Below are 22,970 nucleotides of genomic sequence, written 5' to 3'. Positions count from 1 at the left end.
AAGTGGCAAAGCGTGATAGCTGCGTGAGTCCAAGGCTTGATTCTAGCGCAGCACTGATCACTGCCTGCTTGCCAAGCGTTGTCGCGCTATCAATCCAGCTTGTCAGTGACGCAAGATCGCCCATCAAAGTGGGTTTGAGCACCCACACCGAAACGTATTCACTTTCAATCAATTCACTGTCATCGTGATCGCGCAATGTCTCATCCCAAGCGAGAGGAAAGCCCAACTGTTGCGCACAGCGAAGCGATTGCAAGGGGTCGGCACAGGGCTCTTCAATCCAGCTAATCCGCTGTTGATGTGCCTCACTCAAACCTTGCCAAAACTGGCTTAGCTGCTCTGGCCGCCAACGCCGATTGGCATCCAGCCGTAAGGTTAATGTCGGAACAGCCTCCAGTAAGGTCGTGACCATCAACCGATCGCGCGCCACCTCATATTCGCCTACTTTTACCTTGGCTTGCGGTGATGCCGTTTGACTGGGTCCACTCAAGGCTTGTAAGAGCGCATCAGGATCGCCCGTACAGACAGGCACAGTCGCAAACGTCGCCTCTATCGGTAGCTTTTGGTCCAACTCCGCTTGCGCCACACTCACTCCCCATGCGACTGAGGGCGGTAATTGCGTCATCGCCACATGGCGGTGATCACACCATGCCGCGGTAGCGGCAATCAACGCATGGCGTGCTTGTGCAAAGCTCTCTTGGCTAAACCCGGGCAGAGGCGCCACTTCGCCCCAGCCACGACGTGCGCCTTCGCTCAGCTCAACCACTAACCCTTCCCGCTCACCCAGTCGCTGGTCGCGCACAAATACGCCCGACTGGATCGGTAACCTATAGTGGTAGATCCGTGCCTGCCTCATACTCACCTCATGGATTGCGTGGGAAACGATTGAACGCCGGACGGCGCTTCTCGTTGAACGCATTGCGCCCTTCTTGCCCTTCTTCAGTCATATAGAACATCATGGTTGCGTTCCCTGCCAACTCCTGCAACCCAGCTTGTCCGTCACAGTCAGCATTCAACGCGGCTTTTAAGCAACGCAGTGCCATCGGGCTGTGCTGCAGCACTTCACGACACCAGCGCACGGTTTCGCGCTCCAAGTCGGCAAGTGGCACAACAGTGTTTACTAGTCCCATATCTAACGCTTCTTGCGCGTTATAGAACCGACATAGGAACCAAATTTCACGCGCTTTCTTTTGACCCACAATGCGGGCCATGTACGAGGCGCCCCAGCCACCATCAAAGCTCCCCACTTTAGGCCCAGTTTGGCCGAATTGGGCATTATCGGCCGCGATGGTCAGATCACACATCATATGTAGCACGTGACCTCCGCCTACAGCATAACCGGCCACGGCAGCAATCACAGGCTTTGGACAGGTACGGATCTGACGTTGAAAGTCCAGCACATTAAGATGATGGGTGCCTTCGTCGTCTTGATAGCCGCCGTAGTCACCACGGATGGATTGATCGCCTCCTGAACAAAAGGCTTTTTCGCCTAAACCGGTCAAGATGATCACTCCTACATCACTGTCGTAACGTGCATCAGCAAGCGCTTGCATCATTTCTTTGACAGTTTGGGGACGAAAGGCATTGCGAACTTGGGGGCGATTAATCGTAATACGCGCAATACCGTCTGCCGATTTATGGTAAAGAATGTCGCTGAATGTCTGATCAGCCTCTACCCACTCAATGGGTGCATACAGTTCTTGTTCGGTTATACCCGGCGTAATAGCCATAGGATCTCCCCTTTATAGGTTGGTTGGGGCAACGCCCTGAAAAGCTGCACTTGCGAGTAATGCGTGTACAAAGCCTTGTGGATTTGATTGGTGACAGTTGTGACCCGCTTCAGGGATCACCGTGACACCAATCCCAATGGTTTGATGCAAGTGTTTGGCAAGTGCATGGAATTTTTTATCGTGCTCACCACAAAGGTAGTCAATGACGAGCCCGTGTTGAAAACAGTGTTTAAGCGCACTGCGTAAGTCGGCTTGATGGCCAAGCGACGTGGCCAATAAGGTATCCGCTACGGCCGAACCGTGATTCGATAAGCGCCGTTGAACCATCGCGCAGCGGGCCGATTCATTAAGAGATTGAAAGACAGGCTGGCGATACCAATCGTCTAGCACCACGTCTAACGGCTGATGACGAAAGCGTGTGGCCCATTGCTTATCATGTTCGAGTCGCTGCTRACGGGCCTCGTTATCGGCAAGTCCCGGATGACCGCCTTCTAACAACACGCCAGACCAGCGAGTGGGTGCATAAGTAGCGCAATGCATCGCTAAACGCGCACCGAGGGAGTAACCGACTAATAGCGCTGGCTCCTGCCCCCATACCTGCTCACAGGTTGTCAAAATGGCGTCACACGCATCGTCAAAATGCTGACATTGCTGTGTCCAGCTCTCACCGTGTCCGGGTAAATCAAGACATAACCAGTGACAATGGGAGAGCGCAGCAGTTACGGCTTGCCAATCGTCGCCGCTACCCAATAAGCCATGTAAGAACACCACCCGCGGCCCATTGGGATCTCCGCCTTGGCGAAAGGTTAGCCGACTAGCCATGCGCTACCTCCGCCAATAAACGGTTCAGAACACTCCCTGCCTCGCCTGCAGGCGTATTGACTTCGATGACCTCTGCGCCGGGTGACTGTAACGCCCCTTGCAAGGTTTCGCTCAAACTCACTACGTCTTTGGGCTGGTGGTAAGGCAAGCCAAACATGGTTGCTGYCGGTTCAAAGCCCAAACCATGCGGCATGCGGTAGTAAGCATCTCGCAAAGATGGCTCAACCGGTAACATATCGAAAATCCCACCGCCGTCGTTATTAAGGATCAAAATAACCGCGGGGGCTGGTGCATCACGCCACAGCGCCAAGCTGTTTAAATCATACAAAGCGCTGGTGTCTCCCAACACCACCAGCATCGGGTGCTGGTTCATTCGCTGCACGCCCGCTGCACTTGCGAGTAAGCCATCAATACCCGACGCCCCTCGATTGGCGTATACGCGATAATCAACCAGCTCACTCCAAATATCGGCTAAGCGAATCGTCAAACTATTGCCTAAAAACACATCACACTCTGAGGGCAGCCACTTAGGCAGAGACTGAAAAAGACGATGTTCGGATAGGCTGTCTTCCACCTTTGCGTACACGTGTTGCCGTTGTATCTGTGCCGCTGTAGTCACCGCCTGCGCCCAGTCGCTTACAGGCCGTTGCACCTGAGTGAGCGCATCCGATAACGTATCTAGGCCTTCACCCCATTGCTGGGGCATAAACCGTATGTATTCACTGGGCCGATGAGCAGGATCGAGCGCTTGTTCCCGATCGGTGATCAGCCAGTACGGCACTTCTATGTTGGCCAGCCACTGCCCTAACCGTTTGGACACCAAACGGCCACCGAGTTGAATAACCCACTCCGCCTCATCCAATAGCGCGCGAGTGCTAGGCGCGTTGAGCCACAAATCATGCCCCGGCGCCGTACTTTTGACGCCGGATTGTGGGTCGGCCAGCACCACCGCATCGAGGACGCTTGCCAACCGCCCCACCTGCGCGCCTACGTTGGGCGGCAGCGCACCAGCAATCAATACCACCTTGCTGGCTTGCGACGCGAGATGTTGCCAAGAGGCAGGCATCTGCCACTGCGATCTGGTTGGCATCATGCTCACATACGGCTTGTCATCAGTAAGCCAATGTCCTAATCCGGCCCGCAATGATTGCTCACTCGCGGGGTCACGCTCGCCATAGAAAGGTTCTCGAAACGGGCAGTTGATATGCACACTGCCACCATGCTGGGCCTGCTGAGCCATCAGATGATCAACCTTGCTCAGGAGTGCTGACAAGGGCATGGCGGTCTCAGGGGCTGGGAGCGAGAGCGTTTGCGTGACATGGGAAGAAAACAAGCGGGGTTGCTCAATGGCTTGATTGGCACCACAGTCAACCAATTCAAACGGTCGGTCGGCCGATAAGATCACCAAAGGTTCGCCGGTTAAGCGGCTTTCCGCCACCGCAGGGAGAAGATTCGCCACCGCGGTGCCAGAGGTGACAACCACCGCAACCGGACACGCATGCGCCTTTGCCAGCCCTAGCGCTAAGTAGCCTAAGCCGCGCTCGTCAAAGTGACTGTGCAAAGTGACGCCGCGTCGTGGATGCTGACTTTGCTTCACGGCAGCGAGCGTGAGCGGTGTAGAGCGAGAACCCGGCGCAATACATATGTGCTGCACGCCCAGTCGCGTAAGCTCGTCAATAATCACTTCAGCCCATGTGTGGGTGAGCGCCAGCGTCATCCGCACACTCCTGTCATTCTTTCAGCTGAGAGGGGCACTGGGGCATCCGGTAAACATTGGCGCAAGGTCGTGAGTTTATTATCTAGCTCCTGCCATTCGGTATCCGGATCTGAGCCCGGCACAATGCCTGCCCCCGCATAGAGATCAATGGTATGGCCTGAAAGCTGCGCACTGCGAATAGCAACGCAAAACTGGCTTTCACGCTGTGAGATATACCCCACCGCTCCACTGTAGCGTCCGCGAACAATGCCATATTGAGCAAGAAATGCGCGCGCTAAATCACGCGGCAACCCCGCGACAGCGGCGGTAGGCTGAAGGGCGCTTAACAATACCGTATCGTCCACACCGGGGCCGACAATCGCACTGATACGGCGGCGTAAATGTTGTAAATGACGCAATACCATTAAGTGCGGAGCAGGATCGGCAGTTACTGTGAGTGCATGACGGCGTATTCCCGCCAAGATATCGTCAACCACTAGTTGGTTTTCGTGAATATTTTTATTGTCGTGTAGCAACCACTCACCTAATTGGTGATCATCGCTGAAGGTCGCGCCACGCTTGACGGTCCCCGCGACCGCTTCGGTACTGACACGACAATCGCGGCGCCGATACAAGCGTTCGGGCGTCGAGCCAAGAAATGCATCTTGCTCGCTAGTCGCAAATAAAAAGTGGAAGCTTTCTGCATTATGCTGCTGGCTGTGACTGAGTAACTGGCCGGCGCTAATGGGAGCATCCAACGTCAACCGTGTTTGTCGCGCTAAAACCACTTTTTTAAGCGATGTCGATGCCATCTTCTCCAACGCGGTGGTCACCGATTGACACCACCCCTGATACGTCGGGGTATGGTTTTCGTGTTTGACTTGACTCTGCATGGGGGCCAATGGCCGCCCCAACCAGATCACTTGGCTCAATATCGCTTGGCTATCCACACCCGCCTGCACATTAACAGAGAGCTGCCAATGCGCATCACGGCGGATCAACTCGACGACCGGCAGGAAAAAGTCACCATCCCCAGCACCATCATCGAACGCCACACATCCCCAAATTCGCTGCTGTGGCGTGAGTGAAGCTTGCGCTTCATGTAGCTGAGAAAAACGGCGGCACGCCCCTAACACCAATGCCTCTTCGCGGCCATCGCGCGACTGCCAATACATTTTAGGGAAGACAGGTTGGGCATCCAGCCAAGCAATCGGGGAAAGATTACTCGGCCAGTCAAAATCTGCTTGTAACAGAGCGGGAGCTTGGCATATTGCCAACTGGCTCTGTAACTGATTGGCCGCTTGAATCAAGGTAGTCACGACATCCTCCAACCGCATTGGGCGGCAGTCCTATTCGCAAATCATGTACGGCTTTATGTAGCACGTAATTAATGCTTGTCAGTCTACCTGTCCCCTGCGGGGATAAACATGCGCTAGATCAGTCTTCTGTCGAACTTGGTCGATTTTTTTGCCCGACAGCCATCGGTAAAACTTTATTCGTTTATCTCTTTCGAATCAGACCGCGAATAGTGTAAGTTACCAAAAAAGCCTAATAACAATATTCACCTTTTACTAAACAGGAAAGTCAATGCAACACATCGGGATGTCCGCCAAGCTGGATGACGTCTGTTACGACATCCGTGGCCCAGTGATGAAAGAAGCCAAACGGCTTGAAGAAGAAGGCCACCGCATTTTAAAACTCAATATCGGCAACCCTGCGCCTTTTGGCTTTGATGCGCCAGATGAGATTTTGGTCGATGTAATCCGTAACCTTCCGACCTCACAAGGTTACTGCGATTCAAAAGGCCTTTATTCCGCGCGTAAGGCGGTGGTTCAGCACTATCAAAAACGCGGCTTGATGGACTTAGATGTTGAAGACGTGTATCTGGGTAATGGCGCCTCAGAGCTTATCGTGATGGCAATGCAGGCCTTGCTCAATAACGGCGATGAGTTGTTGGTGCCGTCACCGGATTATCCGCTGTGGACCGCGGCGGTGTCATTGTCGGGCGGCAAGCCGGTACACTACTTGTGTGATGAAGAATCGGACTGGTATCCAGATCTTGATGATATCAAGGCGAAGATCTCTGCCAAAACACGCGGCATCGTGCTCATTAACCCGAACAATCCAACCGGGGCGGTATACAGTCGCGACTTTTTGCTGCAGGTGGTTGAGATAGCCCGCCAGCACAATCTGATTATTTTTGCCGACGAAATCTACGACAAGATCCTTTACGACGGCGCACAGCATCATTCTATCGCCACTTTGGCCCCTGATGTGTTGTGTTTGACCTTTAATGGCTTGTCTAAGGCCTATCGAGTCTGTGGCTTTCGTTCTGGCTGGATGCTGGTCACTGGCCCCAAACAGCACGCTCGGGGCTACATTGAAGGCTTAGAAATGCTGGCTTCGATGCGCCTTTGCGCCAATGTGCCGATGCAGCATGCCATCCAAACGGCATTGGGCGGTTATCAAAGTATTAACGAGTTAATTCTTCCCGGTGGCCGTTTATTAGAACAGCGCGATAAGGCATACGAGCTGATCAATCAAATACCTGGAGTAAGCTGCAAAAAGCCTAAAGGAGCGCTCTATCTGTTCCCGAAGATCGATACCAAGCGCTACAACATTCACAATGACGAAAAGATGATGCTCGACTTTTTATTGCAAGAAAAAGTCTTGATGGTACAAGGCACCGGCTTTAACTGGCCCAAACCGGATCATTTTCGGATTGTCACCTTGCCTCGCGTGGATGACTTAGAAATGGCTATTAGCCGCTTTGAACGCTTCCTCTCGGGCTACAGCCAGGTCACGACTGTGGCTACGTGATACTTGCGTTTTTCATCAAGCAGCGGTAAAACGCTGTTTGATTCCGTTCTCAACCAGCGATCATCATGTCTCGATACTGCGCGTCTTGTCATAAAGCCAAAGCGATTTGTGTGTGCGATGCCGTCACACCGCTGACCAATGCCATTCCCGTGATTATTCTGCAGCATCCTGATGAGGTCTCACACCCTAAGAACAGCGCTTGTTTGCTCGCGCTTGCGCTGGATAATTGCCAGTGTTGGGTGGGCGAGGACTTCAGCCAACATGCCGCGCTTAACGATGCACTCGCGCAATCGGAACGACGCTATGCCGTCTTGTATCCGGGCGAGCACGCTTGCTCCCTTTCATCACTGACCGAGGCGTTGGGCGAGGAAGACAAGCCGCGGCCATGGGGGATTATCTTACTCGACGGGACATGGAAAAAAGCCTACAAGATGTATCAGCTTTCAACCAACCTGCATGACTTGCCTACCGCTACCATCAACACCATGCAATCAAGCCAATACAGGATACGTAAAAGCCGCAAGCCGGGCGCCTTGTCTACCCTAGAGGCAGGATTTGCCGCACTTAGCGAACTCAGTGGTGACAGTGAGTATTATCAGCCATTGCTCGCAAGCTTTAAGGCCATGATCGCGCGCCAACTGGCATTTATGCCGGCATCACACACTCAATCCGGCCAGCAGGACGACTAGCGAATCGCATAAAGCGGACCATTGCTGGCGGCGGTAAACATGGTGCTATGCAGCTTCTGGGCAAAACTGTCAGTCATCGACGACAAATAATCCGCAATGACGCGCATTCCTGACTCTCCCGCCTGTTGCGCTATCAGCCAATCTTGCCGGTAATCTTTGGGTAGGAGACGTTCCGGGTCCGAGGCAAACGCATCAAAAAGCTCCATCACCAATTGTTGCCCTTTGTACTCCACCACCTGAAGCTCTGGCTGTTTAACCACAAACTCACTGACAAAGCGTTTCAGTGTCTCCAGTACACCAGCCATCACATCCGGCAAGAACGCATTCCACGCCAGTAACGGTGATTGAAAGCACTGTGCCCCATCTTGCACGGTGGGCGCAATCTCAACCGACGTGAGCAAGGTATTCACCAGCGCGCCAATCGCATCTTTGCGCTCATAAGGAGGGCCAAACATCTGCTCACTCAGCTCCCCAATATGGCTTTCTAACCATGGATCGCCACACTCGGCGAGCACACTGGCAACCGCTTCTTGCCACTGTTCTCGGTTCACTAAGCCCATCACTATCGCATCTTCAAGATCATGAACGCCATAAGCGATGTCGTCCGCCAGCTCCATAATGGAGCAATCTAAAGATTTAAAGCGGGTTTTGCGGTGTTCGCCATCAGGTTGGTTATCACGAAAGGTTAAAAAGAGGGCTTTATCCGCGTCACATAATGGTTCGAGAACCCAGTCGCGCCGCGCACTATCATGATCATAAATGCCCTTAGCAGGTTGCCAATCGCGCGCCTTCAAGTGCCGAAAGTCCGTCACCGGCGTGGGCGATTGTCCGTTATGGGCAGCRCTGATTAAGGCAGGGTACTTCATCACTCCCAATAAGGTTCTTCGCGCTAAGTTCATACCATGATGCTGAGTATAAGGCTCTAGCAAAGTGACAATACGGAACGTTTGGGCATTGCCTTCAAACCCACCCTCTTCACGCATCATGTAATTCAGTGCGATCTCGCCGCCGTGGCCATAGGGCGGATGACCAATATCATGCGCTAGACACAAACTTTCCATCAGTCCGGTTGAAGGCAACAGCGCTCGAAAGGTCGGCTGCTTTTCTTTCAGTTGCGCGACAATCCCAGTACCAATTTGGGACACTTCCAATGAATGCGTGAGTCGAGTGCGATAAAAATCACTGTGTTCAGCCCCCAACACCTGCGTTTTCGCTTGTAGGCGGCGAAAAGCCGCCGAGTGTAAAATGCGCGCTCTATCGCGCTGATAGACGGAGCGTTTATCATTGCGTCGCTTTTTATTTTCATTGCGCATGCGACGCGCTTGCCACGCGTCAGGAAGATTAAAGTCCATCGTCACTGATCTCATCGAGCGATAAGGTAAAACTATGAACAAACGTCGCCATAAAGTAATCGGTCGCCGGCGAACGGCGCTTTTCCATCGCCGTCTCTAAGCGCTTTTTAGCCTGCTCAAACTCATGATTGCCAGCCGCAATCTCTTCCAAACACTTGAGGTAAGCACATAGCGTGTCGGCTTGCTTGACTAGCAAATAATCATCTGCATCGATCGTGTCTGAATCAATCAGGCTACGGTAATCGTCTTGCAGCTCCGGCGGTAACATCGCAATCAGTTTTTGCTCCGCCATTTTCTCGATCTTTTTATATTCGGTCGCAATAGAAGGATTGAAGTACTTCACCGGCGTCGGCAAATCACCAGTAATCACTTCACTGCAGTCATGAAACATGGCTAACACCGCGATCCGATCGGGCTGATAATTTGCGCCAAACCGCTTGTTATTGATAAGCGCGAGTGCATGCGCCACAAAAGCAACTTGCAAACTGTGCTCTGAGATATTTTCTGCGGAAACATTGCGCATTAATGGCCAACGATAAATCAGCTTCATCCGCGCGAGGTGGGCAAAAAAGTGGCTTTGTTTTTGAGTCATCGCATCCTGCTACATTGACGGTTATGGAGTCATTGTGTGTCTTGGCAGGCAAAGACTCAAGCCTTATTCGCGCAAAGGTTGTGCAAAACCTTTGCGCGTAAGGGTCACTTAGACTTTGATACGATCCCGGTTTTTCTTTAGCGTCGCGCTCCCAATCCCTTTAACCTTAATCAAATCATCCGGTGCGCGAAAAGCGCCATGGTCATCGCGATATTCGATGATCGCGGCGGCTTTTGATGGCCCCACGCCCTCTAACTTTTCGGCGAGAGTTTTTGCATCCGCGGTGTTGATATTGACCTGTATAGTCTGCGCTTGAGCTGCCGCAGGAGTCGCGCTCTCATCCGCGCTCCACGCCGTGGGTGCCAAGACCAAAGAGAGAGCAAACATTAGGCAAGTGAGTAGCTGTTTCATCTGGTGTCCTCTTCTGGTGAATTGTCGCTCTCAACCTACGCCACTCCTACACGCCTTGCATGCGCTCAAAAAAAGAAAAACGACGCAGGACAAAAGTCCTACGCCGTTTTTGTTGTTTCGCACACTTTGCTGCGAGAGACATCTAACTCTCGCGGTGTGCCGTTATCCGCTTATTGGCTGTCTGAGTCCGCGTAATTGACATCCACTTGGTTACGTAACTCTTCCAAGGTTGCTGATAAAGACATATTGCTCATCGCACGGGCAACACGGGCTGCCATTTGGCTTTGCGGGCTAATTTCAGGCACCTCTGGATCAATCACTTTATCCAGAGCCACAACCACCACATTACCTTGCTCGTCTGTAGTCACCCCGTAGCTCGAGGTATCCGCTTCCGGCTTCGGTAAGGTAAAGGCCAGTTCAGAAATCGCACGTTGTTGAGCAACACGGTTTAAGGTTTGTGGCTCGCTGAATGTATATTCACTATCAGTCAGAGCACCATTGGCTTCAAGCTGTGTCAGCAAAGCATCTGCTTGCTCTTGGGCTTGCTGCTGGCCTTTTTGTGCAGCCAAGGTCTGTGCCACCTGATCCTTCACTTCGTCAAAGCTCAGTTGTTTCTCTGGTTTGACATCATCCAAGCGGACCACAATGGCATGCTCACCCGAAAGCTCGATCAGTTCCGAGTTCAGGCCATTTTCACGTACGTCATAGCTGTCCAGCGCTTGTTGCACTTCTGGGCGTGCCATTACCCCTTGCGCTTGCTCTGGGGCAAAGAAGTCAGTGATTTGTACCTTACCATTGATTGCAGCAGCAGCTGGTTCAAGACCATTGGCATCTTCAAACGCGACTTCGGCAAGCTTTGTTGATTGAGCATAGAAACGATCCGCCGCGCGCTCTTGCTGCAGCGCAACGCGAATATCGTCTTTCACCTCGCTCAGTGGCGTGATATCCGCAGCATCGATATCATCCAGACGGATGATGTGATAGCCAAAGTCTGATTTTACTACTTGGCTATAGTCACCCTTGTTGGCTAGCGCATACGCCGCTTTTTCAAACGCAGGATCCATCACACCGGGCTCAATCCAATCCAGTGATCCGCCTTGTTCGGCACTGTAAGTATCATCAGAGACTTGCTGTGCCAGTTCACTAAAGTCTTCGCCTTGGTTCAAGCGCTCAAGTGCTGCCTCAGCACGAGCTTTGGCGTCGTCACCAGTCCCTTCAATCAGAATATGACTGACTTTGCGACGCTCTTGAGAACCATACTGCGATTGGTTTTCTTGATAGTAAGCGGCAATGTCTTCGTCAGTGACTTGGATATCGTCAGCCAGCCCTTCACCGGTTAACTCCACATACGCCACTTTTACCATGCGAGGTTGCACATAGTCGTCTTGATTGGCTTGATAGTAAGCTTCAAGCTCCTCGTCTGACAAAGACACCTTGGCAGCAAATGCATCCACCGGCAGCGTGATAGTGCGCACTTCACGGCTTTGCGCTTCTAGACGGTAGAGACTTTCTAGCTCACTCGGCAGCACAAATTCAGAGGCTTGCAATGCCGTAAGCAGCTGCTGACGGACTAAGTCAGTACGTACGTAGTTGGCAAACTCATCCGCGCTCAACCCAGTCTGGCGCAATGCGGCTTGATAGCGCTCATTGTTGAATTGTCCGCCTTGACGGAATTGTGGCATCGCACGAATGGCATCTTTGACTTGCGCGTCACTGACACGTAACCCGAGCTCACTGGCTTCATGTTCAAGCAGGAGATCGTCAACCATCCGGTCGAGAATGTTTTGACGAAAACGCTTCACATACTCAGGATCACCCAGAAGTTGATTGAACAGCTCACCGGCTTGCTGCTGCATGCGCGCGCGTTCGTTTTGGTATGCACGCTCAAGCTGTGCACGACTAATTTCTTTATCGCCTACCGTTGCCGCGGGCGGGTTGGAACCCCCTGCCAGATAGCTGCCGACCCCGGCAAAAGCAAAGGAAAAGATAATAAGGCTTAAAATGATCTTCACCGCAAGGCTGTTGGTGCCTTCGCGTATACGTTCCATCATAACTGGCCGGTACTCCAACTGATTTGGGCTGGTGGTTTATCAACTAAAAAGGCGCATCGAATGATGCGCCTTTACGCTCTTCTTGCCGGATTATACGCGGTTGTTATTGGCTTTGCAGCTCTAACACCCAGTCAAACTTGAATAATTCGGCAATGGCTCACGCTGTGATTAGTTCACAGCGTCTTTCAGTGCTTTACCTGCTTTGAAGCCAGGTACTTTGGCGGCAGCAATTTGAATCTCTGCACCGGTTTGCGGGTTACGGCCAGTACGCGCTGCACGCTCGCGTACAGAGAAGGTACCAAAGCCTACCAGAGCGACTTGGTCACCCGACTTCAGCGTATCAGAAACCGCTTCTACGAAGGCATCCAATGCACGGCCCGCCGACGCTTTAGAAATATCGGCACCCTCTGCGATTTGATCAATCAGTTGCGACTTATTCACTTTTTCATCCCCTTACAATACTTCCCCGCAAATCCCATTATTTTGCGGTATCAATAAAAGACGCTTTATCGACGAAAGACGTTGAAAGCTTCCTTGCCCACCCCATGCGGGCCAAGGCTTCGACTTAACGTTAGCTAGCAAAAAAAACGCTGACAAGCCTTTTGCGGTCTGTCAGCGTTTTACGTTGCTTAATTTTGCTGCATGTCACTCTTTTCGGGCTTAACTAGCTCAATACCGAGTGGATTATTTTCCAACGCAATGGTCAAAACCTCATCAATCCAACGCACGGGATGAGTGTCGATTTCTTCTTTCACATTGTCAGGAATGTCCTCAAGATCCCGTTCATTCTCTTTTGGGATCACCACGGTTTTGATGCCACCACGACGTGCCGCCAGCAGTTTCTCTTTTAAGCCGCCGATAGGCAGTACTTCACCGCGTAGAGTAATCTCACCCGTCATTGCGACGTCAGAACGAACTGGGTTACCGGTTAAGCTCGACACCAGCGCCGTACACATAGCGATACCTGCACTCGGGCCGTCTTTAGGCGTTGCCCCTTCAGGAACGTGCACGTGAATATCACGTTTTTCGTAAAAGTCGCTATTAATGCCCAACTTATCTGCACGGCTACGCACCACAGTCATGGCTGCCTGCACAGACTCTTGCATCACATCACCCAACGAACCTGTGTGGGTGAGTTTGCCTTTACCCGGCATCGATTCAGTCTCGATGGTCAGTAGGTCACCGCCCACTTCTGTCCACGCAAGTCCTGTCACCTGACCAATTCGGTTTTGCTCATCGGCTTTACCGTAGTCAAAGCGGCGCACACCCAAGTAATCTTTTAGGTTATCCGCGGTGACTGTGACCGCTTTAAGATCTTTATCCAACAAGATCTCTTTCACGGTTTTACGGCACAGCTTTGAGATTTCACGCTCGAGGTTACGCACGCCCGCTTCGCGCGTGTAGTAACGAATAATGCCGATAATGGCAGAATCTTCGATGGTGATCTCGTGAGGCTTCAAGCCATTGCGCTTCACTTGCTTGTCAATCAAGTGACGTTTAGCAATATTCAGTTTTTCGTCTTCGGTGTAGCCAGACAAACGAATAACTTCCATCCGATCCAATAACGGGCCAGGAATATTCATGGAGTTCGACGTTGCCACGAACATGGTGTCTGACAAGTCGTAATCCACTTCCAGATAATGGTCGTTAAAGGCGTTGTTTTGCTCAGGATCGAGAACTTCAAGCAATGCCGAAGACGGATCGCCACGCATATCCGATGACATCTTGTCGATTTCATCTAGCAAGAACAGCGGGTTGCGAACACCCACTTTCGCCAYTTTCTGGATTAATTTACCCGGCAGCGACCCTATGTAGGTGCGGCGGTGGCCACGGATTTCCGCTTCATCACGCACTCCACCCAACGCCATACGGGTATATTTACGCCCAGTGGCGCGTGCAATCGACTGTCCCAGAGAGGTTTTACCTACCCCCGGAGGACCAACCAAGCACAAGATGGGGCCCTTGAGCTTGTTCATTCGGTTTTGCACTGCGAGGTACTCAAGGATACGGTCTTTAACACGCTCCAAGCCATAATGATCAGCATTGAGTACTTCTTCAGCTTTGGCGAGGTCTTTTTTAACCTTAGAACGCTTGGTCCAAGGCACACTGATCATCCAATCGATGTAGCTGCGCACAACGGTCGCTTCTGCCGACATTGGCGACATCATCTTCAGCTTCTGCAATTCTTGCTCGGTTTTTTCTCGAGCTTCTTGCGGCATTTTAGATTCTTCGATTTTCTGCTTCAGCGCTTCAAACTCATCGGGAGCATCATCCAGCTCACCCAACTCTTTTTGGATGGCTTTCATCTGCTCATTGAGGTAGTACTCGCGCTGGCTTTTCTCCATCTGCTTTTTCACGCGGCCACGAATACGCTTTTCGACCTGCAGCAAGTCAATTTCTGACTCCATCATGGTCATCAAGTATTCAAGGCGCTCAGCGATGTCGATAATTTCGAGAACTTTTTGCTTATCTTGCAGTTTTAACGGCATGTGAGCCGCGATGGTGTCAGCTAGGCGAGCAGCTTCTTCAATCCCATTTAATGACGTTAACACTTCCGGCGGGATCTTCTTATTCAGCTTGATAAAGCCTTCAAATTGGCTAATCGCAGTGCGAACCAATACCTCTTGCTCACGCTCATCCATAGCTGGCGTGGTAAGATACTCGGCTTCCGCCGTAAAGAAGTCGTCTTCGCTAAACTGGTCAATACGTGCACGTTGCATCCCCTCAACCAGCACCTTAACCGTACCATCCGGAAGTTTAAGAAGCTGAAGGATCGTCGCCACCGTACCAACGGTGTACAAGTCAGAGATGCTCGGGTCATCGGTGGCGGCATCTTTTTGCGCCACCAACAGAATTTGTTTGTCATTGTCCATCGCCGCTTCTAAACAGCGGATCGATTTTTCCCTTCCCACAAAGAGTGGTATCACCATGTGAGGATAAACCACCACATCCCGAAGTGGCAGCACCGGAATTTCAATGCGCTCGGAACGCTCCAAGTTCATATGCTTCTCTCTTCCGTTCAATCTGATTAAGAGTATATGGGGACTGTTGGACAGGTTTCAACGGCTCCACCGCCAGAAAATAAAAAAGGGAGCAATCACTCCCTTTTCTTTTACCACTGATAAGGTTACACGCAATACTCGCGGTTATTCACCACCAGCTGCTTGGCTATCAGCGTGTTCATATATTAATAGCGGCGCTGACTCACCACGGATCACTGATTCGTCAATCACCACCTTGCTTACCTCTTTACTCGATGGCAAGTCGTACATGGTATCCAACAACACAGCTTCTACGATTGAGCGTAGACCGCGAGCACCTGTCTTGCGTTCCATGGCTTTCTTAGCGATGGCACGAAGCGCGTCATCACGGAACTCAAGTTCAACCCCGTCTAACTCTAGCAATGCACTGTATTGCTTGGTTAGCGCGTTTTTCGGCTCTCGCAAAATCTGTACAAGCGCATGCTCGTCCAATTCTTTAAGCACCGCAGTGACAGGTAAACGGCCGATAAACTCAGGGATCAAGCCGTATTTGACCAAATCTTCTGGTTCAACTTTACCGAAAAACTCGTCCGCTGACTTGTCGCTTGCACCTCGGACTTCTGCACCAAAACCGATGCCAGATCCCTTATCGACACGCTGCTCAACCACTTTATCCAATCCAGCGAATGCACCGCCACAGATAAAGAGGATTTTCGAGGTATCAACTTGCAAGAACTCTTGTTGCGGATGCTTACGGCCACCTTGAGGTGGAACCGATGCGACTGTCCCTTCTACCAATTTGAGTAGGGCTTGCTGCACACCCTCACCCGATACGTCTCGCGTGATCGATGGGTTATCGGATTTGCGTGAGATTTTGTCAATCTCATCAATATATACAATGCCGCGCTCTGCTTTGGCGACATCATAGTCACACTTTTGCAGCAGCTTTTGGATAATGTTTTCGACGTCTTCACCGACATAACCCGCTTCGGTCAATGTGGTGGCATCCGCCATGGTAAATGGTACATCAAGGAAACGCGCAAGCGTCTCAGCCAGTAGGGTTTTACCACTACCCGTCGGGCCTATCAGCAAGATATTACTTTTGCCAAGTTCAACACCGTCGGCGCTTTTATCGCCATTGCGCAAGCGTTTGTAGTGGTTGTACACGGCAACCGACAGTACCTTTTTGGCTTGCTCTTGGCCGATAACATAATCATCCAGATGCTCACGGATTTCACGCGGCGTAGGAAGGGCATCCCCTTCACGCTTTGGCATCACTTCTTTGATTTCTTCACGGATGATGTCGTTACATAGGTCGACACATTCGTCGCAAATGTAGACCGATGGCCCAGCAATTAACTTGCGAACTTCATGTTGGCTCTTACCACAGAACGAGCAGTAAAGCAGCTTGCCGCTTCCACCGTCTTTTCGCTTGTCTGTCATTCGCTAACCTCTTTGGGGCGTTTGCCCATCGTTGCCTTTTGTTGAGTTTACAACAAATCGGCCACTTTTTCCGACCCGACACCCGCTCACATGTGTGGGAATGAGAAGTTATCCTCTCATTTCAATGCATAGCGGTATACCTTTTCTACTTGGCGCAACAATACCGGATTCCGTGCGCTCTAGCATTACATCCATGTTTGGATGTAATCCGGCGAGCCATGGTCTTTTCCGCTGTCACGCCAAGCATGTAGGGTATTCGTCTGGTTTAATCTCGTTGATTGAGTACGGCGTCAACCAAGCCATAGTCCACCGCTTCTTGAGCAGACATGAAATTATCGCGGTCCGTATCACGTTCGATAATCTCCATCGGCTGACCCGTATGCTCTGCCAGCAAGGTATTCAGGCGATGCTTGGTTTTGATCATTTCTTTGGCATGGATTTCAATATCTGACGCCTGCCCTTGGAAACCGCCAAGTGGTTGGTRAATCATCACGCGTGAGTTTGGTAGGCAATAACGCTTACCCTTTGCCCCCCCCGCAAGTAGGAAAGAGCCCATTGAACAGGCTTGGCCTGTACACAGTGTGCTCACATCCGGTTTGATGAACTGCATGGTGTCATAAATTGCCATACCGGCGGTCACCACACCACCTGGGGAGTTGATATATAGATAAATATCTTTTTCTGGATTCTCCGACTCCAAGAACAACATCTGGGCCACAATCAGGTTGGCCATTTGATCTTCTACCTGACCAGTGAGAAAAATGATGCGTTCTTTCAACAGGCGGGAGTAGATATCGTAGGAACGCTCTCCTCGCGATGTTTGTTCAACCACCATGGGAACCAAAGCATCCATGATGGGGGGCATTGCGTGTTTATCTTGATTGCTCATAGCGTAATATCCCTAATCGAATTCGTTAACTCTCGCCTTAACCAAGGTTTAGCATAAAACGCTGTAACAGGTCACTAAAATGTTATGTCGTTGATCGCAGCTGGATGATTCATCGACAATTTTCTAAGCAAAAGTTACCTTCGCTATCGCATGATTGGCGGACAGTCGAATAGAACCTTAGACGGAAAAAATGGCCCAAATGACAAGTCATTAGGGCCATTTTATGCAGATACATGAACGGGGTGTCAATGACAACACCCACGTTTTTTATTGCGTTTTTACGCTTGTGGTGCTGCGTTCATCAGATCGCTAAAGCCAACGTTGGCTTCAGAAACCTTCGCTTTACCCAACAGCGCGTCGATCGCTTGCTCTTCAAGCGCGACATTACGCATGTTTTCCATCAGCTTCTGATCTTTTTCGTAGTAAGCAACCACTTCTGCTGGATCTTCGTATGCAGAAGCCATTTCTTCGATCAGAGCTTTAACTCGCTCGTCGTCTGCTTCTAGCTCTTCTGCTTTGATCACTTCACCCAGCAGCAGGCCAACGCTAACACGACGTTTGGCTTGTTCTTCAAACAGCTCACGTGGCAGTTGTGATGCGCTGTCCATGTTGCCACCAAAGCGTTGAGCCGCTTGCTGACGCAGAACATTGATTTCTTGATCGATCAAGGCAGACGGTACGTCGATTTGGTTTTGCTCAACCAAGCCGTCAAGGACTTGCTCTTTGATCTTGTTTTTGATCGCTTGCTTCAGCTCGCGTTCCATGTTCTTACGGACTTCGGCTTTTAGGCCTTCAACGCTGCCATCCGCAATACCGAAGCGCTGAACGAACTCTTCAGTTAGCTCTGGCAATTCTTGCGCTTCAACAGTGTGAAGTTTGATCGCGAACTGCGCCGCTTTACCTTTTAGGTTCTCAGCGTGGTAGTCTTCTGGGAAGTTGACGTCGATAGTGAATTCTTCACCCGCTTTTTTGCCAACCAAGCCATCTTCGAAACCAGGGATCATGCGGCCTTGGCCCATGACTAGCTGGAAGCCTTCCGCTTTACCGCCTTCGAATTCTTCGCCGTCAATGGTACCTGTGAAGTCTAGCGTTACACGGCTATCTTCTTTTACTTCACCGTCAGCTTCAACCCAGTTCGCTTGCTGCTTACGCAGGGTAGTCAGCATTTCTTCAACGTCGCTGTCTTGTACTTCTGCGTGCGGTTTTTCAACTTCGATCGCTTCCAAACCTTGCAGTTCAACTTCTGGGTACACTTCAAATTCAGCTTTGAATACCAGATCTTTACCCGCTTCATTCTCTACCGGTGTAAAGGTTGGCGCGCCTGCTGGATTAGTTTTCTCTTGGATGATGGCTTCGATGAAATGACGCTGCATTACCTCGCCCAGCACGTCTTGGCGTACTGCATCGCCATACATGCGAGAAACCATTTTCAAAGGTACTTTACCTTTACGGAAACCATCAAAACGACGATTTTTAGCAATGTTGCGTAGCTCTTTCGTGACTGCGTCTTCAATGTTTGCAGCAGGCACAGTGATGGTCATTTGGCGCTTTAGGCCTTCGGTGGTTTCAACGGTAACTTGCATTATAAAATTAACCTCAAATTTACTCAGGGGTACTGAGTGATGTTGACCAGTTTTTACTGGTGTCATCATCCGAGCTATGAATCCGTCATAGCCCCTGCGAATCCGGATACACGCAATTGGCGTATCGAGCTATCTCATCCGAGACTGAAAATTAAGACGCGCTATTATAGCGGCACCCGTCAACTGAGTCGAGACAAGGGGCGACCGATGGCGTTTCAATATCGAAATTGGGGTGATATCTCACAATTCAACCGGGCAAGATCACATCTTTTTGTGTTTTTGCACTGTTTGGTTAGATTTTGAGCAGAAATGGGAGACTATTTTCACTAGCGAGAACAAGAGAAATGGCACGCCCTACAGGATTCGAACCTGTGACCCACGGCTTAGAAGGCCGTTGCTCTATCCAACTGAGCTAAGGGCGCAAAATAGATATGCAGCGGGGATTATAAAGCGAGGTCAGGCGTCGTCAACGGTTTTCACCGAAATGTCTAATCAGTTGCTCAAAAGCACGCCAGTTCGCGCGGCATAAAAGCCCTTTTGTGTGGTGTGCCTCCAACCAATATAAGGCGATATCTGGCACAACACCTTTGATTCACAATGACTTTGACAGTTTCTCTGCCACCAAACCACTCAAAGCAAACGTTTGCGCAATAGCTTTTAAGCCCAAAGTTTGTCACAATATCGACCCGTTTTTTGCTCTCTTAGCCAAAGGATACTTATGGCCGCACAAATCATTGATGGAAAACTGATCGCGCAAACGGTGCGTCGAGAAGTCGCAGCACGTGTTGCTGCCCGTAAAGAAGCGGGACGCCGTGCGCCCGGGCTTGCCGTGATTTTAGTGGGTGACGATCCAGCGTCACAGGTCTATGTGGGCAGTAAGCGTCGCGTCTGTGATGAAGTGGGCTTTGTCTCTCGCTCTTACGATTTGCCGTCAACCTGCTCTCAGCATGAATTACTGACGCTGATCGATACACTCAATGATGACGACACCATCGATGGTATCTTGGTGCAACTGCCTTTACCTGCGGGCATTGATGCTACCTCTGTCCTTGAACGTATCCGTCCCGACAAAGACGTCGACGGCTTCCATCCTTACAATGTGGGCCGTTTGTGCCAACGTATGCCAACCCTGCGTTCCTGCACCCCAAAAGGGATCATCACCTTACTTGACCGCTACAACGTACCTTTGCGTGGCAAACATGCCGTTGTGGTCGGTGCCTCAAACATTGTCGGCCGTCCGATGACACTAGAGTTGCTCCTCGCCGGATGTACCACAACCACTTGCCATCGTTTTACCCAAGATCTCGAAGCGCATGTACGTCAAGCCGATGTGTTAGTGGTCGCCGTCGGTAAACCTAAATTTATTCCCGGCGAGTGGATTAAGCCCGGTGCAATTGTGATTGATGTGGGGATTAATCGCATGGATAACGGCCAGCTAATCGGTGATATTGACTATGACGTGGCATACGAAAAGGCAAGCCATATCACGCCTGTTCCCGGCGGTGTTGGCCCAATGACGGTGGCGACACTGATTGAGAATACCTTGATGGCCTGCGAGCAATACCACGACGCCTAATCGTGTCATGATGAGAAGAAGCTGGCTGACCGCCGGCTTTTTTACATCAACAGCGCCGGTTCCGGCTCTGACGCTTCGAGACAATTGCTATGCCGGGAAATACATCAGCGGTATGGAATAGCAGTCAGGCCATCTGCATGTATATATAGCATTGAGCGGCCGACATCATAGATATAGGAGGCCTAAATCTCCTGACGCCAGTCACTCGCCGTGCTCTGTGATTCAACCAGCACTCACATATCGATTGTCGACGCGAAGTTCAGTCTGCTTATTAAGAATTTTGATCAACAAAATAGAGCGCATCTCGCCGTCTTTTTCCTTAAAAATCGCTTCCGCCCCTTCAAATTGCCCCGCTTGGATAGTGACCGCTTGGCCGGGTTTAAAGCCATCATTAAGCTTTTCACGCTGCTCGTCGCTATCTTCCATGATCATAAGCTGCTGGATCAGCGATTGGTCAACTTGAATAGGATGGGCGCCTTGGCGAACAAAATCGACCACGCCCCGCGTTGWGCGTACAGAGGTATATTGCACTTCTTCAGGATCGAAGTGAGCAAAGACATAATTAGGGAAAAGGGGCTCTTCAACTTGCTGGCATTTACCACGGCGAAGTTTTTCAACCGTGACGATGGGGTAATAACAGTCTACGCCTTGGCGTTTTAAGTTTTGCTCTGCGCGTTGTTGTTCAGCGCGTTTACAGTAGAGCAGATACCAATGCTTCATGTCGTTCTGTCCTTGAGATCGGCTTTCGCACTACGCCATTTAATCATAGCAACACAGCGACATGAGTATACGGATGTTAACACAATGCAGCAAGGCTGGAGGCCGCATTATAACGCGGCTTCCGCACTATTTTTTATGCAATTCTTTGGATATCCACACTGAAGCTGTTCAGTCCGACTTCACTTAGTGATACGCGCGCATCGCCCGCCCCCATATCGACATATTGGAACTGGCTATGAATGGCATCTTTCCCTAACCAGTGCGCGCTATGCAACAAGCTTGTTGTTCCACAGCTATCAACCGTTGCGGTGAGTCCCGCCGGGAAGATCTCCAGCTGATTGTCGACAGTATTTAGTACGCCAAACATGGCTCGGATTGGAGAGGCATAAGATGAAGCCCGAATCGCATCTTCGATGCGCTTCACCAAGGTGAGAAAACCACGCTCATTGACATCTTGGGTACGCACAAACTCATTGAAAAATGCCCGGATCATTAATGTCGTTGCCGTTCCATCTTCTCCCGCCGAGGCAGAATCAACAACGTAAAAGGCCATTTTTCCACCCATCAGCCACGTGTAATCGAGCACAATCGGATTCGCGTCGGCCGATTGGAGCGAATGATAGGACAAGCGCCACGCGCCTTGCTGAGAGTCTGGCTCAGGCATCAATCCCATTAAAAGCTCACGTGCACTGCCGGGGTTATGCTTCAGTGCATCTAAATGCCATTTAAGCTCGTTCTCTGAGGCACCGCGGTCAGCATCTTCACACACTTTAAACCACTGCTGACTGAAATCGTCATTCGCGCGGACATCATCGTTGGCATCATCAATCACCGTCTCAATGGCCTTTTTGACCACACTAATATCTTCTATCGGTTTAATCAGAAAATCTTTCACGCCAAACCGCAATGCTTGGGCAACATCCGTCATTCCTCCCGTGCCGGAGATAACAATCATCGGCAACATGGGATACTCCACACTCACCTCTTCAACAAATTCTAGGCCAGTCATCACTGGCATGGATAAATCGCTAATCAGTAAGTCGGGAATGGATTGACGAAGCGCTTGCAATCCCTCTAATCCGTTTTCAACCTCACGCACCGTCGCGCCTTCACGCTCGAGAAACGATGCGATCATACGGCTGAATACGGGATCGTCTTCAACGATCAAGATTTCTTTACTATGCAACACGATGCTCTCTCCTCCAGGACTGCAAAGCAGCGGCTGTCTCCCACTCGACATTACCCGATAAGAATAGTTGAACTCAAACTCTCAGGACGATAATAATGATAATTAAATCGATAAAGGGATATAAACAGCTGTTTAAAATGGAGTTTTTGTTACTGCTTTGCTAGACACCTCACTCAAGCCAACGGTCGACAGCATAAAAAAGGCTTGCAAATCAATTACTCTATCACAGTACGCTACTCGGTATTAACACGACAAAAATCCTGTCTAAAACATGAGAACCATCACACAACGTGCATTAGTTATCTACGTTTATGCCCCCTCTCTACCATTATCTATGCCTCGCTTATACGTGTAGCACTCCTTGTTCGTTCTACAGTGTGAATGCTTGCATATTCAAGCCTTTCCGACTAAATGTTAACTATATGTAAG

The 22,970-nt window shown here is 50.7% G+C and carries 19 protein-coding genes and 1 tRNA gene; 3 read left to right on the top strand and 17 right to left on the bottom strand.

What is annotated here, in order from left to right; all coding sequences use genetic code 11:
* The 5 genes from menC to BZG83_RS11565 all read right to left on the bottom strand — a co-directional run.
* Positions 1 to 853: o-succinylbenzoate synthase (gene menC / locus BZG83_RS11585; RefSeq protein ID WP_158074960.1), on the bottom strand; the 853-nt coding region annotated here is incomplete at its 3' end.
* Between the two features lie 7 nt (positions 854 to 860).
* Positions 861 to 1,727 carry a 1,4-dihydroxy-2-naphthoyl-CoA synthase gene (menB, locus tag BZG83_RS11580; protein WP_069590537.1) on the bottom strand — a complete coding sequence of 289 codons (867 nt, stop codon included), beginning with the start codon at positions 1,725 to 1,727 and terminating at the stop codon, positions 861 to 863.
* A 12-nt stretch (positions 1,728 to 1,739) separates the two neighbouring features.
* Positions 1,740 to 2,549, bottom strand: coding sequence for a 2-succinyl-6-hydroxy-2,4-cyclohexadiene-1-carboxylate synthase (gene menH / locus BZG83_RS11575; RefSeq protein ID WP_077480695.1), 810 nt, complete (start codon positions 2,547 to 2,549; stop codon positions 1,740 to 1,742).
* Positions 2,542 to 4,266, bottom strand: a complete 1,725-nt coding sequence (gene menD, locus BZG83_RS11570; protein WP_077480693.1) for a 2-succinyl-5-enolpyruvyl-6-hydroxy-3-cyclohexene-1-carboxylic-acid synthase — start codon at positions 4,264 to 4,266, stop codon at positions 2,542 to 2,544. Before menD ends, menH begins: the two co-directional genes overlap by 8 nt.
* Positions 4,263 to 5,564: an isochorismate synthase gene (locus tag BZG83_RS11565; protein WP_158011458.1), complete on the bottom strand. Its 1,302-nt coding sequence runs from the start codon at positions 5,562 to 5,564 to the stop codon at positions 4,263 to 4,265. Before BZG83_RS11565 ends, menD begins: the two co-directional genes overlap by 4 nt.
* 268 nt (positions 5,565 to 5,832) lie before the next feature.
* On the opposite strand from BZG83_RS11565, the gene BZG83_RS11560 reads away from it, so the two are divergent.
* Together BZG83_RS11560 and BZG83_RS11555 are read left to right on the top strand one after the other, a co-directional pair.
* Positions 5,833 to 7,065, top strand: coding sequence for a pyridoxal phosphate-dependent aminotransferase (locus BZG83_RS11560; RefSeq protein WP_069590543.1), 1,233 nt, complete (start codon positions 5,833 to 5,835; stop codon positions 7,063 to 7,065).
* Between the two features lie 65 nt (positions 7,066 to 7,130).
* Complete coding sequence (locus BZG83_RS11555) at positions 7,131 to 7,754, top strand: tRNA-uridine aminocarboxypropyltransferase (RefSeq protein WP_077480689.1); 624 nt, start codon at positions 7,131 to 7,133, stop codon at positions 7,752 to 7,754.
* Here the strand turns inward: BZG83_RS11555 and BZG83_RS11550 are convergent.
* From BZG83_RS11550 to BZG83_RS11505, 10 genes are all read right to left on the bottom strand, one after another.
* Positions 7,751 to 9,106: an anti-phage deoxyguanosine triphosphatase gene (locus tag BZG83_RS11550; RefSeq protein WP_077455697.1), complete on the bottom strand. Its 1,356-nt coding sequence runs from the start codon at positions 9,104 to 9,106 to the stop codon at positions 7,751 to 7,753. The genes BZG83_RS11555 and BZG83_RS11550 overlap by 4 nt on opposite strands.
* On the bottom strand, positions 9,096 to 9,698 hold the full coding sequence (yfbR, locus tag BZG83_RS11545; RefSeq protein WP_077480687.1) for a 5'-deoxynucleotidase: 603 nt from the start codon (positions 9,696 to 9,698) through the stop codon (positions 9,096 to 9,098). Before yfbR ends, BZG83_RS11550 begins: the two co-directional genes overlap by 11 nt.
* Positions 9,699 to 9,806: 108 nt before the next feature.
* On the bottom strand, positions 9,807 to 10,109 hold the full coding sequence (locus BZG83_RS11540; RefSeq protein ID WP_077480685.1) for a ComEA family DNA-binding protein: 303 nt from the start codon (positions 10,107 to 10,109) through the stop codon (positions 9,807 to 9,809).
* Positions 10,110 to 10,279: 170 nt separating this feature from the next.
* The gene (gene ppiD / locus BZG83_RS11535; protein ID WP_077480683.1) at positions 10,280 to 12,160 is read right to left on the bottom strand and encodes a peptidylprolyl isomerase; all 1,881 of its coding nucleotides are present in this window, start codon (positions 12,158 to 12,160) and stop codon (positions 10,280 to 10,282) included.
* A gap of 168 nt (positions 12,161 to 12,328) precedes the next feature.
* Positions 12,329 to 12,601, bottom strand: a complete 273-nt coding sequence (gene hupB, locus BZG83_RS11530; protein WP_069590554.1) for a nucleoid-associated protein HU-beta — start codon at positions 12,599 to 12,601, stop codon at positions 12,329 to 12,331.
* Between the two features lie 188 nt (positions 12,602 to 12,789).
* Positions 12,790 to 15,162: an endopeptidase La gene (gene lon / locus BZG83_RS11525; RefSeq protein WP_077480681.1), complete on the bottom strand. Its 2,373-nt coding sequence runs from the start codon at positions 15,160 to 15,162 to the stop codon at positions 12,790 to 12,792.
* Between the two features lie 144 nt (positions 15,163 to 15,306).
* The gene (clpX, locus tag BZG83_RS11520; RefSeq protein ID WP_069590558.1) at positions 15,307 to 16,584 is read right to left on the bottom strand and encodes an ATP-dependent protease ATP-binding subunit ClpX; all 1,278 of its coding nucleotides are present in this window, start codon (positions 16,582 to 16,584) and stop codon (positions 15,307 to 15,309) included.
* Positions 16,585 to 16,849: 265 nt separating this feature from the next.
* On the bottom strand, positions 16,850 to 17,473 hold the full coding sequence (gene clpP, locus BZG83_RS11515) for an ATP-dependent Clp endopeptidase proteolytic subunit ClpP (RefSeq protein ID WP_077480679.1): 624 nt from the start codon (positions 17,471 to 17,473) through the stop codon (positions 16,850 to 16,852).
* A gap of 278 nt (positions 17,474 to 17,751) precedes the next feature.
* On the bottom strand, positions 17,752 to 19,056 hold the full coding sequence (gene tig / locus BZG83_RS11510) for a trigger factor (RefSeq protein ID WP_077480677.1): 1,305 nt from the start codon (positions 19,054 to 19,056) through the stop codon (positions 17,752 to 17,754).
* Between the two features lie 345 nt (positions 19,057 to 19,401).
* A tRNA-Arg gene (locus tag BZG83_RS11505) sits at positions 19,402 to 19,478 on the bottom strand.
* 296 nt (positions 19,479 to 19,774) lie between these two features.
* On the opposite strand from BZG83_RS11505, the gene folD reads away from it, so the two are divergent.
* Positions 19,775 to 20,632 (top strand): bifunctional methylenetetrahydrofolate dehydrogenase/methenyltetrahydrofolate cyclohydrolase FolD, encoded by an 858-nt coding sequence (gene folD / locus BZG83_RS11500; RefSeq protein WP_077480675.1) that lies wholly within the window; start codon positions 19,775 to 19,777, stop codon positions 20,630 to 20,632.
* Positions 20,633 to 20,854: 222 nt separating this feature from the next.
* Here the strand turns inward: folD and rfaH are convergent, their stop codons facing one another.
* Together rfaH and BZG83_RS11490 are read right to left on the bottom strand one after the other, a co-directional pair.
* The gene (rfaH, locus tag BZG83_RS11495) at positions 20,855 to 21,352 is read right to left on the bottom strand and encodes a transcription/translation regulatory transformer protein RfaH (protein WP_077480673.1); all 498 of its coding nucleotides are present in this window, start codon (positions 21,350 to 21,352) and stop codon (positions 20,855 to 20,857) included.
* A 133-nt stretch (positions 21,353 to 21,485) separates the two neighbouring features.
* Positions 21,486 to 22,541: a response regulator gene (locus BZG83_RS11490; protein WP_077480671.1), complete on the bottom strand. Its 1,056-nt coding sequence runs from the start codon at positions 22,539 to 22,541 to the stop codon at positions 21,486 to 21,488.
* Between the last annotated feature and the right edge of the window lie 429 nt (positions 22,542 to 22,970).

Source organism: Salinivibrio sp. PR919 (genome assembly GCF_001995355.1).
GTDB lineage: Bacteria > Pseudomonadota > Gammaproteobacteria > Enterobacterales > Vibrionaceae > Salinivibrio > Salinivibrio proteolyticus.
The sequence above is the reverse complement of the archived record's forward strand: the minus strand, read 5'-3'. Positions and strand labels throughout refer to the sequence as shown.